The following is a 12137-nucleotide window of genomic DNA, read 5'->3' as shown; positions in this document are numbered from 1 at the left end:
GAGACAGGCCTATATCAATGTCATGACCAGAAGGACGGTGCGGTTTCCTCCAGCCGCGGGCCGCGACGAAACGGCGCGATCCGCTCGGTCAGCCCGGTGCGGTCGGAAATATCGACGCCGACGCCGCACAAGGTCGCCGGTCCGGTCGCCGCTTCGAAGCGGCCTTTCGGCACTTTCGACAGGAACCGGTTGAGCGGCTCCTCCTTGTCCATGCCGAGCGAGGAATCATAGTCGCCGCACATGCCGGCGTCGGACATATAACCGGTGCCGCCATTGAGGATCTGGTGATCGCCGGTCGGCTGGTGGGTGTGGGTGCCGACGACGAGGCTGGCGCGGCCGTCGACGAAATGCGCGAAGCACATCTTTTCCGAGGTCGCCTCGGCGTGGAAGTCGATGATCACGGCATCCGCCTGCTCGCCGAGCGGACAGGCGGCAAGCTCGCGTTCGCCAGCCTGGAAGGGATCGTCGAGTTCGGGATGCATGAACACCCGGCCCATGATGTTGGCGACCAGCACGCGCGCGCCGCTCCTGGCGATGTAGACGCCGGAGCCGCGCCCGGGCGTGCCCTTGGGAAAGTTCGAGGGGCGCAGGAAGCGCTCTTCGCGCGGCGCGAAGGCGAGTGCGTCGCGCTGGTCCCAGACATGGTTGCCGGTTGTGACGACATCCGCACCGGCCGCGATCGTCTCGCGAAAGATATCTTCGGTGATGCCGAAGCCGCCGGCGGCGTTCTCACCGTTGACGATGACGAAATCGAGTTTGAAGTCGGAGATCAAGCCGGGCAGTTGTTCCCACACCGCCGTCCGTCCCGTCTTTCCAACCATGTCACCGAGGAAGAGAAGTCTCATATGATCCCGCACCGAAGGTCAGCGAAGCAAAAGCTGCATGACGTCTGTGAAAGATCATGCGTCCTTTTATCTACAATTTTGACGCGAAGCGGCGCAACCCGCTCTCGGTCAGTATTTCCGGAATGACGACGTCATGTTCCTCATCCGGCACCATTGCCACCTCCTGGCAGTCGAAGGCGATGCCGACCAGCCGCGGCGGCTGTCCCTTGTCGATCAGCTTGGCGATGGCGCGGTCGTAATAGCCGGCACCATAGCCGATGCGATGGCCGCGCGCATCGAAGGCGGCGAGCGGCACCAGCATCACCGAGGGGTCGAGCACTTCTGCTTCTTCATGCGGGCCGACCGTGCCGAAACCCATCTCGACCATCGGCGCGCCGCGCACCAGTTCGCGAAAGACGATCGTGGTTTTGTCGAGAATGGCCGGCAGGCAAAGCCGCGCGCCCTTTTCGCGCAAGGCAAACATCAGCGGCCTGACGTCGACTTCCGAGCGCATCGGCCAGAAGCCGGAAACGATCTGGCCCGGCTCGACATGGAGATGATCGCGTGCCGTCTCAGCCATTTCAAGCGCGACCTCCACCCGCCAGAATTCATCGAGCGCATCGCGGCGTCCGAGGGCCTCGCGGCGAAGCTGCTTTTTGAGGTCTTTGAGAGAGGTCATGCAGTCAGGGTAGAAAAGGTCAGATCTGGATGGAGTGTTGGGAGCGACGTTTTCCACCGCAATCATCCACCGAAATGCGGGACGCGTGGCAATAAGTGACGATCCACACAACCGGTGGAGAGAGCGATCCCGGGAACCTACAAAGTAGGTGGGCGCCGTGTGAGAAAACCCACGGGTCTTCCCAGGGACAGCTCCCTAAGGATCGTTAAGGCCCCGGGGAAAATGTTCTCCTGCCGGGAAGCACAGACCGTCCCGCCCAATATAGGCTGCCGGCCGGCTAAGCGCCAGTGAGACGGGCACTCTTTCCGTGTTGGGTTCAGGCCCTCGCGCCGCCAACACCTCACCCTTGCACAGGCACGGCCTCGTCCTTACGGTCGCGATGACCAACCGAGGAGCAAGAATGCGTTTCGAAGGCACGGCGGCCTATGTCGCCGACAAGGATCTGATGGTGGCCGTCAATGCGGCGATCGCGCTGGAGCGGCCCTTGCTGGTCAAGGGCGAGCCCGGCACCGGCAAGACGGAACTGGCCCGCCAGGTGGCGGCTGCACTCGGCCTCGACCTCATCGAATGGCACGTCAAGTCGACGACGCGGGCGCAGCAGGGCCTGTACGAATATGATGCCGTCTCGCGCCTGCGCGACAGCCAGTTGGGCGACGAGCGCTTCAACGACATCAGGAATTACATCAAGCGCGGCAAACTCTGGGAGGCTTTCGCCGCCGGCAGGAAGGTCGTGCTCTTGATCGACGAGATCGACAAGGCCGACATCGAATTCCCAAACGATCTCCTGCAGGAACTCGATCGGATGGAGTTCTTCGTCTACGAGACCGGCGAAACCATCCGCGCCGCCGTCAGGCCGATCGTCATCATCACTTCCAACAACGAGAAGGAGTTGCCGGACGCGTTCCTGCGCCGCTGCTTCTTCCATTACATCCGCTTTCCCGACGTCGACACGCTGCACAGAATCGTCGACGTCCACTATCCCGGCATCAAGCAGAACCTGGTTCGGGCAGCCCTCACCCAGTTCTACGAGATCCGCGAAGTGCCGGGGCTGAAGAAAAAACCGTCGACCTCCGAGGCGCTCGACTGGATAAGGCTGCTGGTCGCCGACGACATCGCGCCCGAGGATCTGCGCGCCGACCCGAAGAACGCGTTGCCCAAGCTGCATGGCGCATTGCTGAAGAACGAACAGGATGTCCATCTGTTCGAGCGGCTTGCCTTCATGGCGCGCAGGCAAGGGTGAGGCGCCGGGCACTGGCTACGATCGAGCTTCGCTTGCGCCCTGAGCACGATGACGGTCCCTTGCCTCTTGCGGCGCGACGTTTCTGGGGCCGAAGACGACGAAGCTGATGACGGCAAGGGCAAGAACGCCGATCCCGCTATAGAGCATGACCCAGCCAAAACCGTTGACTAAGGCGGCATGCGCAAGCGCGCCGGACGGGTCGAGGGTCGCCAGCCTGGGCGAATATTGCGAGAGGCCATCGAGATTTCCGGTGGCGATCTTTTCCGCCAACGCGCGCAATTCGTCCGGGTCAAGGGCAGTGCCCAATGCGGTTTTGAGATAGGAAGCAATTCCCTGCGTCAACAGCAGGCCCAGCACCGCGATGTTGATGGCCAGCGTGATCAGCCGCGCGCTGATATCGATGCCCGAAGCCATGCCGGCGCGATCCGGCGACACCGAACCCGTCGTGGTGTTGGTGGTCGGTGAGTTGGTGAGGCCGATACCGATACCGGCGATCAGCGTACCGGGCAGCATGGTCAGCCAGCTGGCTCCCTCAAGGCTCGACCCTATCCTCATGGCGATAAAGCCGACCCCCAATGTCAGCAACCCGAGCGGGATCGCCACCCGCGCCTGATAGCGGGCGCGCAGGCGCTCGGCGGTCGAGGACATCAGCATCAAGGGAAGCGTGTAGACGAGCAGCAGCAGGCCGGTCGTGGTGCTGTCGTAGCCGAGCACACCCGAAAAATAGATCGGCAGATAGATGATGAACGGCCAATAGCTGAAATTCATGCCGATGCCGCCCATGATCGCTCCCGAAAATTGACGGATCCGGAACACCGAGAAATCGAACATCGGGTAGGGGCTGATCTTCTCGGCAACGAGGAACGCGGCGAAGGCCAGCACGGCAGCACTTGCTACGCCGATGCGGGCGCCAGAGCCGAGATCGGCTCCTTGCGTGATCAGATAGGAGAAGCCGAACACCGCGAACGAGAGCGTCAGGATACCGGCACGGTCAAGCTTCTGGGCATTGCGGTCGCGTGATTCGGTGACACCGGCACCGATGAAGACCAGCGCAAGGATGGCAAGCGGCACATGGATGAGGAACACCCACTGCCAGCTCGAGAACGCGACGATCAATCCACCGATGGCGGGACCAAAGCCAAGCCCGATCCCCGAGACGACGCTCCAGGCCACAAAAGCCTTGCCGCGTTCGCTGCCGTCCTGAAACTGGTGGGACAAGACGGCCACGCTGCAAGTGAACATCGCCCCTCCCGCCAGGCCTTGCAGGAAGCGTGCAATGATGAGGAGCGAAGCGCTCGGCGCGAGGCCGCACAGCAGTGAGGCCAGCCCGAAGGCGATGGTGGCGATCACCATCACCCGTTTGCGGCCGAAGCGGTCGGCCAGCGTTCCTGTCGCCATCAGCACCGTGGTGCAGGCAATGGTGTAGGCGTTCATGATCCATTGCAGATCCTTGAAGTCGGCGGCGAGCACGCTTTCCAGTTTCGGAAGGATCACCGGGACGCTGGAGATTTCGAGGCCGAACAGCAGCGAGGCAAGGCAGGCCCCGGCAAGCGCAACGGTGTTTCGGTCGATTTGAAACGTCATGTCGATCACTTTCTGTCGAAGCATTCTGGAACCGGGCTGGCTCTTCAAACTGCGGTCGAGATGACATAGACGAGGCTTGACTATGAAAAAAGACTATGCATTTCTATTTCAGAGATAACAAAATGGAATGACGGAGATGGCCAGTCTCGATGTCGATGCCGTGCGCACTTTCGTCATGGTGGCCGACCTGCAGAGCTTCACCCGGGCGGCTGCAGCACTTGGCAGCACCCAGGCGACGATCAGCGTCAAGTTGCGGCGGCTCGAGGAAAAGCTCGGCGCACGTTTGATCGAACGAACCCCGCGCCGCGTGGCACTGTCGGAAAGGGGGGCTGTCTTCCTGCCCGTGGCCCGCGAATTCCTTGCCGCCCATGAACGCGCCGTCGCGGAATTTTCCGCGGCGCCATGTCGGCTTGCGCTCGGCTTCGTCGATCATGTCGCGGGGCCTGAGCTTTCCACGCTGATCGCCCAGCTTCATGCCCACGATCCGTCGCTCGCGCTCAACATACGGATCGATACCAGCTCCATGCTGGAAGAAGCTTTCGATCGCGGCGAACTCGATGCGGTGATTGTGCACCAGGAAGATGACAGTCGACGCGGTGAAGCTTTGTCGCGCACCCACTATGGCTGGTTCGCGGCACCTGGCTTCGAATGGCGACCAGGCACGCCCCTGCGCCTGGCTCTTTTAAGCACCAGATGCAATTGCCCGGACCGTATGAGAGCGGTCGAGGCGCTGGACCGGGCAGGCATCGCCTGGAATGAGGCTTTCGTCGGCGGCGGCGGCGCTGCCGTCAACATCGCGGTATCGGCGGGCTTTGCCCTTTCCGCCCTCGCTTACCGGGTTGTGCCCCCGGGCTTGATCGAGGTGGGCCGCAAACTCGGCCTGCCACCAATTCCCCCGTCCGAGATCGTTTTGCAGTCGCACGCTCTGCCGCCGCGGGCGCGGGAGGCGCTGCACATGCTCGCGACCGCTTTTCGCGAATATAATTCGCCTGCCGAATAGGCAAGGGTGTTCCTGATCCCGATTCTATTGGTATGGATCGGGTTCCAGACTTCAGAGGGAACGAAATGTCCGAGATAATCGTCCGCCCGCTCGCGCAGTCCGACCACGCCGATTGGCGGCGCCTGTGGACCGACTATCTCACCTTCTATGAGACGAAGCTGCCGGAAGAGGTCTACGCCGTCACCTGGAAGCGGCTGTTCACTCCGGGCGAATTCGAGCCAAAAGGCTTCATCGCCACACTGGACGGCAAGGCGGTCGGTCTCACGCACTACCTGTACCACCGCTCCGGCTGGTCGGAGAAAAACAACTGCTATCTGCAGGATTTGTTCGCCGACCCGGATGTGCGCGGCAAGGGGATCGGCGCCGCCCTTATCAACGCAGTGAAGGAAGAGGCGGCAAAGATCGGCGTCAAGAATGTCTACTGGATGACGCACGAGACCAACGCCACCGCGCGCAAGCTTTACGACCACGTCGCCCGCCGCACGGGCTTCATCGAGTATGATTTGCTGTAACCGGCCATGTTCATCCCCTTCTTCCTCGAACTGAAGGCAGCACGCGTTCCCGTCTCGCTCAGGGAATATCTGTCGCTGCTGGAGGGTCTGGAAGCCGGGCTGGTCGACTACGACGTCGAAGGTTTTTATTACCTCGCCCGCGCCGCCCTAGTGAAGGACGAGCGCCATATCGACCGCTTCGACCAGGTGTTCGCGCATGTCTTCAAGGGCATCGAAGCACTGGGCGGGCCGGATGCAGTCGATATCGCCAACATCCCCGAGGAATGGTTGCGCCGTCTCGCCGAAAAGCACCTGACCGACGAGGAGAAAAAACTGGTCGAAGCGCTCGGCGGTTTCGAGAAACTGATGGAGACATTGAAACAGCGGCTGCAGGAGCAAAAAGGCCGTCACCAGGGCGGCTCGAAATGGATCGGCACCGGCGGCACCTCGCCTTTCGGCGCCTATTGCTACAATCCCGAAGGCGTGCGCATCGGCCAGCATGAAAGCCGCAGCCGCCGCGCGGTGAAGGTCTGGGACAAACGCGAGTTCAGGAATTTTGACGATGCCGTCGAACTCGGCACCCGCAACATCAAGATCGCACTGAAACGCCTGCGTCGCTGGGTGCGCGAGGGTGCCGAGGAGGAGTTCGACCTGCCCGGCACCATTCACGCCACGGCCGAACACGGCTATCTCGACGTGCAGACGCGGCCAGAGCGGCGCAACGCGGTGAAGCTGTTGATGTTCTTCGATGTCGGCGGCTCGATGGACGACCACATCAAAAGCGTCGAGGAGCTGTTCTCGGCCGCCCGCGCCGAATTCCGCCAGCTCGAATATTTCTATTTCCACAACTGCCTCTATGAGGGCGTGTGGAAGGACAATCGCCGCAGGCATGCCGAGGTGATTCCGACCTTCGACCTGCTCCACAAATATGGGCCGGACTACAAGGTGATCGTCGTCGGCGACGCCTCGATGAGCCCTTACGAGATCGCTCACCCCGGCGGTTCGGTCGAGCACTGGAATCCGGAGGCGGGCAGCGTCTGGCTCGGCCGTCTGCTGCAGCAATGGCCGAACGCGGTATGGCTGAACCCCGAAGACCCCAAGAACTGGGGCTACACCCATTCGATTGCGATGATCCGCGACATCTTCGGCGGCCGCATGTTCCCGCTGACGCTGGCCGGGCTTGAGGGCGCGACCAAGCAGCTTTCAAGAAAGCACTGAAAGACCGACAGGAGATCCGATGACCTGCTTCCTCTGCCTGCAATGCGGCGTCCAGTTCGCGGCGACAGAGACGCCGCCAGAACATTGCCCGATCTGCGAGGACGAGCGCCAATATGTGCGCTGGGAGGGCCAAGCGTGGATCACGCCGGAGGAACTTGCCGAAGGGCACCGGCTTGTGATGAAGGACGATGCCGGCGTTCTCGCCTTCGGCATCGAGCCGCGCTTCGCCATCGGCCAACGGGCGCTGCTGGCGCAGACGCCACACGGCAACGTGCTGTGGGACTGCGTTTCGATGGTCAGCGACGAGGCGGTGGCCGAGATCAACCGCCGCGGTGGCCTGGCGGCGATCGCCATCTCGCACTGCCACTATTATTCGGTGATGGCCAGTTGGAGCGAGGCGTTTGGCGGCGTGCCGATTTATCTCCATGCCGACGACCGCCAATGGATCATGCGACCGCACAAGGCGATCGTCAGTTGGGAAGGCGAGACGCTGGCCATAAACCCTTCGCTGACGCTCATCCGCTGCGGCGGCCACTTTGCCGGCGGTCAGGTGCTGCACTGGAAACGCGATGTCGGCGACGTCTTGCTGGCCGGCGATATCTTGCAGGTGACGCCGACGCGCCGCCATGTCAGCTTCATGTACAGCTATCCGAACTACATTCCGCTCAATGCAGCGGCCGTGCGCCGCATCGCGGCGGCACTGGAGCCATTCGCGTTCGACCATATCTATGGTGCATGGTGGAACCAGAATGTCATCGGGGGCGCAAAAGCGGCGTTGGCTGCTTCGGTCGATCGCTATCTCAGGGCGATCGCATAAAGATCACGATCGAAAATGCGGGCAAATCGCGTAACAAATGCCTATCTTGGTGCGAATATGAGGTTGCAATCCGCGCATGATCCCGAACCTCCGGTTCGGAAAGGATTATGCGCAAAACCAAAGTACTACAGCGTCCTTTGCGCGTCCGATGGGCGCGCGGCGCTGTAGTAGCGAGCCGGCAAGGCTGAGGAGATCACATGGACACCCACACCTACCCTGTAACCCGCACCGACGCCGAATGGCGCGCCCGGCTGACGCCGGAGCAGTATGCCGTCATGCGCGGCCACGGCACCGAGCGGCCGGGAAGCTGCGCTTTGCTCTACGAGAAGCGCGCCGGCACCTTTTCCTGCGTCGGCTGCGACCAGCCTTTGTTTGAATCCAAGTTGAAGTTCGAGAGCGGCACCGGCTGGCCGAGCTTCAACGACCCGGTGCCGGGTTCGGTCGAAAACACCGTCGACCGCAGCTACGGCATGGTTCGCACCGAATGCCATTGCGCCCGCTGCGGCAGCCATCTCGGCCATGTTTTCGAGGACGGCCCGCCGCCGACTGGCCTGCGCTATTGCATCAACGGCGTGGCGCTGAAATTCGAGCCGGCGGCCTGAACCGAAATTCGATTGAATGAATGAAAAGGGCGGCTGCGGCCGCCCTTTTCATTGCCCCCCGGCCGAACCCGGCGAACGCGGTGGGCGCCCGTGTCCGCTCTCAGACCACGACCGTCAGGATTAGCCATAATGTGGCGCCGAGCGTCATCAGCGAGGCCTTGGCGCCACTGGCCTTTTCCGTGGTTCGCCATACGGAAAAGGTCAGAAAGAGGTTGTAGGGCACCGGTGCGAAATGCACCGCCAGAACCAGCGCGAGCGGCAGCTTCAGTCCGAGCAGGACGATCGCGGCCACCAGAGATGCGACGTTGAGCGCCGTGCCGACAAGAACAAGGTCGCGCCAGAACAGCCGGTCGAGCGGCACCTGGCCTTGCCAGCGTGAGCGGAAAAAGGAGCCGATACCCTCTGGCAACACCGGATGTCTATCCCTGCCTCAGGACTTCGGTTACCGCGCGCTCGAAGCGCGAACATTCGGTCACCAGCCAGTCGGCCATGGCTGGCCAGTTGTCCTCGGCATAGCAGTTCACCCGCCACATCGAATTGATGCCGAGATCCTCGCAACTCTGTTCCGGCCTGAGCTTCAGCCTGGCTTCGATATCAGGCTGGAACGGTTTCAACCGCGACCACGCTTGCGTGGCGCCGAACTTCTCGTTGCGGCCGAAGAAGACGCCGACCTGGTTCTGCGCCGGCGCGACATACATGGAAAGGACCAAGGCGAAATCGGGCAGCCCGCGCTGCCAGAACCAGGGGCCGCGCCTCGCCATCAGAGCCCTTTCTTCCGGATGCCGCTCGGCGAACAGCGTCCAGAAGCCGCGCTGGCGGAATTCAGAGGCGCGGCGGGCGCCGAAGTCGAATTCGCTCATGGCTCGATGCTCGCTTCGGCATCATGCTCGGCCGGAGACTGTTTCGAAATTCGCTCCGGCGAGTCATATGGTGGTGGTTTCGAGAACCGGAGCGGAGCGTACTTAAAGTACGTGAGCTCAGTTCTACTGCATTGCAGTAGAACTAGGGAAGCGCAGAAAACGCCACCAGATGGCCGCCGGAGTAGAATTTCCAGACGGTCTCTACACCATGCCGAGTGCGGCCTTATACAGATCGAGGATGGTTTCCTCTTCCTGACGCTCGGCCTGGTCCTTCTTGCGCAGCCGGATGATCGTGCGCATCGCCTTGGTGTCGAAGCCGGTGCCCTTGGCCTCGGCGAACACTTCCTTGATGTCGTCGGAAATGGTCTTCTTCTCTTCCTCGAGCCGCTCTATGCGCTCGATGAAGGCACGCAGCTGGCCGGCGGCAACAGTCTGGCTGGTATCGGTGATATCGTCGGCCATATTTTTCTCCACATCGTTTCTGCGCCGCGACTCGGGATGCATGCAGCGGCGAATTGAGCGGGCTCGATGCCCGACCGGCGGCGGCGGGTCAAGCTGTTATCGATGATCGAACTGACGCTGCCGCCATGATGCGGACAGCGATCCCCAGGAAGGTATCAATTAGCTGAAAGCGATCAGCAGATCCTTGGCATCGATCTGGTCGCCTGCCTTGACCAGCACCTCGGCGACCGTGCCGTCGCGCTCGGCATGCAGCGCCGTCTCCATCTTCATCGCTTCGATGGAAAGCAGCACGTCACCGGCCTTCACAGCCTGGCCGGCAGCCACCGAAAGCGCAGAAACGACGCCCGGCATCGGTGCGCCGACATGCGCCTCGTTGCCGGGTTCGGCCTTGCGGCGGGCCTTGGCGGCGGACGCGCCATGCGCCCGGTCGGGCACCTTGACACGGCGCGGCTGGCCGTTGAGCTCGAAGAACACGGTGACCATGCCCTTCTCGTCGACATCGCCGATGGCAAGGCACCGCACCACCAGCGTCTTGCCCTTCTCGATGTCGACGAAGATCTCGTCTTCCGGCTTCATGCCGTAGAAATACGTCGGCGTCGGCAGCACGCTGACCGGCCCATAGGTTTCCTGCGCGCCGGCGAAATCCGTGAACACCTTCGGATACATCAGCCACGAGGCGAATTCGAACTCCGACAGCTTGCGCTCGAGCTTCTCCTCGATTTCCTTGCGGTTGGCCTTGAGGTCGGCTGGCTTGAGCAGCGAGCCGGGCCGCACCGTGATCGGCTTGTCGCCTTTGAGCGCCTTCCTCTGCAGCGCCGCCGGCCACCCGCCTGGCGACTGGCCGAGATCGCCGCGCAGCATCGAGACGACCGAGTCCGGGAAGGCGATATCCCTGTCGGGGTTTTCGACATCGGCAACGGTCAGGTCCTGGCTGACCATCATCAATGCCATGTCGCCGACAACCTTGGACGACGGCGTCACCTTGACGATGTCGCCGAACATCAGATTGACGTCGTGATAGGTCTGCGCCACCTCGTGCCAGCGCGTCTCCAATCCGAGCGAGCGAGCCTGTTCCTTCAGATTGGTGAACTGCCCGCCCGGCATCTCGTGCAGATAGACTTCCGAGGCCGGCCCCTTGAGGTCGCTTTCGAAGGCGGCGTACTGGTTGCGCACCGCTTCCCAGTAGAACGAGATCTTCCTGATCCATTGCGGGTCGAGACCGGGGTCGCGTTCGGTGCCCTTCAGCGCCTCGACGAGTGAGCCAAGGCATGGCTGCGAGGTGTTGCCGGAGAAGGCATCCATCGCCGCGTCTATGGCGTCGACGCCGCTTTCCACCGCCGCCAGCACCGTCGCCGCCGACAGGCCCGACGTGTCGTGGGTGTGGAAATGGATCGGCAGGTCGGTCGCCTCGCGCAGCGCCTTGAACAGCACGCGTGCTGCGGAAGGCTTCAGCAGGCCGGCCATGTCCTTGACGGCGATGATGTGGGCGCCGGCCGCCTGCAATTCCCTGGCTAGGCCGACATAGTATTTGAGGTCGTATTTCGCCCGCGCCGGATCGAGGATATCGCCGGTGTAGCAGATCGCCGCTTCGATCAGCTTGCCCTCGGCTCCGACCGCATCCATGGCGACGCGCATGTTGTCGACCCAGTTCAGGCAATCGAAGACCCGGAACAGGTCGATGCCACCGCTTGCTGCCTGCTTGACGAAATGCTGCACGACATTGTCGGGATAGTTGGTGTAGCCGACGCCATTGGCACCGCGCAGCAGCATCTGCAACAGCAGATTGGGCGCCGCCTCGCGCACCAGCGACAGCCGCTCCCACGGATCCTCGGTGAGGAAGCGCATCGCGACGTCGAAGGTGGCGCCACCCCAGCATTCCAGCGATAGAAGCTGCGGCAAGGCACGCGCATAGGCACCGGCGATGCCGGCAATGTCATGCGTGCGCATGCGCGTCGCCAGCAGCGATTGATGGCCATCGCGCATCGTCGTGTCGGTGACCAGAACCTCCTTCTGATCGCGCATCCAGGCGGCGAACTTCTGCGGGCCCAGCACATCCAGCTTCTGCTTGCTGCCGCCGGGCACATTGCCGTTGAGGTAAGGCACCACGGGTGCCGCGGCGTCGGCCTTCGGCTGCGGCCGGCCGCGCGTCTCGGGATGGCCGTTGACGCTGACGTCGGCGAGATAGTTGATGAGCTTGGTGGCGCGGTCCTGGCGCTTGACCTGCTGGAACAGTTCCGGCGTCGTGTCGATGAACTTGGTCGTGTAGGAATTGTCGGCGAAGCTCGGATGGTTGATGATCGCTTCGAGGAAGGTCAAATTGGTGGCGACGCCGCGGATGCGGAACTCGCGCAGTGCCCGAT

General features: G+C 62.3%; 13 protein-coding genes and 1 other RNA gene. 6 read left to right on the top strand and 8 right to left on the bottom strand.

Features of this window, described 5'->3' with window-relative positions:
* Positions 1–20: 20 nt before the first annotated feature.
* The 3 genes from EN925_RS06895 to ssrS all read right to left on the bottom strand — a co-directional run bounded on the left by EN925_RS06895 (position 21) and on the right by ssrS (position 1755).
* Positions 21–845, bottom strand: coding sequence for a YmdB family metallophosphoesterase (locus EN925_RS06895; RefSeq protein WP_024502904.1), 825 nt, complete (start codon positions 843–845; stop codon positions 21–23).
* Between the two features lie 70 nt (positions 846–915).
* Positions 916–1503, bottom strand: coding sequence for a 5-formyltetrahydrofolate cyclo-ligase (locus tag EN925_RS06890; RefSeq protein WP_127369648.1), 588 nt, complete (start codon positions 1501–1503; stop codon positions 916–918).
* A gap of 96 nt (positions 1504–1599) precedes the next feature.
* A non-coding RNA gene (gene ssrS / locus EN925_RS06885) (6S RNA) lies at positions 1600–1755 on the bottom strand.
* Between the two features lie 148 nt (positions 1756–1903).
* Here ssrS and EN925_RS06880 point away from each other — a divergent pair.
* Positions 1904–2743, top strand: a complete 840-nt coding sequence (locus tag EN925_RS06880) for a MoxR family ATPase (protein WP_013529106.1) — start codon at positions 1904–1906, stop codon at positions 2741–2743.
* A 15-nt stretch (positions 2744–2758) separates the two neighbouring features.
* On the opposite strand, the gene EN925_RS06875 is transcribed toward EN925_RS06880, so the two are convergent.
* Complete coding sequence (locus EN925_RS06875; protein WP_245461054.1) at positions 2759–4327, bottom strand: MFS transporter; 1569 nt, start codon at positions 4325–4327, stop codon at positions 2759–2761.
* Between the two features lie 136 nt (positions 4328–4463).
* On the opposite strand from EN925_RS06875, the gene EN925_RS06870 reads away from it, so the two are divergent.
* The 5 genes from EN925_RS06870 to msrB all read left to right on the top strand — a co-directional run bounded on the left by EN925_RS06870 (position 4464) and on the right by msrB (position 8455).
* Complete coding sequence (locus EN925_RS06870; protein WP_013529105.1) at positions 4464–5327, top strand: LysR family transcriptional regulator; 864 nt, start codon at positions 4464–4466, stop codon at positions 5325–5327.
* Between the two features lie 65 nt (positions 5328–5392).
* A complete protein-coding gene (locus EN925_RS06865) occupies positions 5393–5839 on the top strand; it encodes a GNAT family N-acetyltransferase (RefSeq protein WP_013529104.1) in 447 nt (148 codons plus the stop codon).
* Between the two features lie 6 nt (positions 5840–5845).
* Entirely contained in the window at positions 5846–7036 is a 1191-nt protein-coding gene (locus EN925_RS06860) for a VWA domain-containing protein (RefSeq protein WP_127369864.1), read from the top strand.
* 19 nt (positions 7037–7055) lie between these two features.
* Complete coding sequence (locus EN925_RS06855) at positions 7056–7853, top strand: hypothetical protein (protein WP_063173260.1); 798 nt, start codon at positions 7056–7058, stop codon at positions 7851–7853.
* 197 nt (positions 7854–8050) lie between these two features.
* Entirely contained in the window at positions 8051–8455 is a 405-nt protein-coding gene (msrB, locus tag EN925_RS06850) for a peptide-methionine (R)-S-oxide reductase MsrB (protein WP_013529102.1), read from the top strand.
* Positions 8456–8555: 100 nt separating this feature from the next.
* Here msrB and EN925_RS06845 read toward each other — a convergent pair whose 3' ends face one another.
* From EN925_RS06845 to pyc, 4 genes are all read right to left on the bottom strand, one after another.
* On the bottom strand, positions 8556–8867 hold the full coding sequence (locus tag EN925_RS06845) for a hypothetical protein (RefSeq protein WP_027162547.1): 312 nt from the start codon (positions 8865–8867) through the stop codon (positions 8556–8558).
* Between the two features lie 7 nt (positions 8868–8874).
* On the bottom strand, positions 8875–9315 hold the full coding sequence (locus EN925_RS06840) for a hypothetical protein (protein WP_127384973.1): 441 nt from the start codon (positions 9313–9315) through the stop codon (positions 8875–8877).
* 201 nt (positions 9316–9516) lie between these two features.
* On the bottom strand, positions 9517–9777 hold the full coding sequence (locus tag EN925_RS06835) for a DUF2312 domain-containing protein (protein ID WP_013529099.1): 261 nt from the start codon (positions 9775–9777) through the stop codon (positions 9517–9519).
* Between the two features lie 159 nt (positions 9778–9936).
* Positions 9937–12137 (bottom strand): pyruvate carboxylase (pyc, locus tag EN925_RS06830; RefSeq protein ID WP_128336424.1); only part of this gene is annotated, 2201 nt, incomplete at its 5' end.

Origin of the sequence: Mesorhizobium sp. M7A.F.Ca.US.006.04.2.1 (assembly GCF_004022915.1) — a bacterium.
GTDB lineage: Bacteria > Pseudomonadota > Alphaproteobacteria > Rhizobiales > Rhizobiaceae > Mesorhizobium > Mesorhizobium ciceri.
Note: the sequence above shows the minus strand (reverse complement) of the source record. Positions and strands in the feature narration are given on the sequence as shown.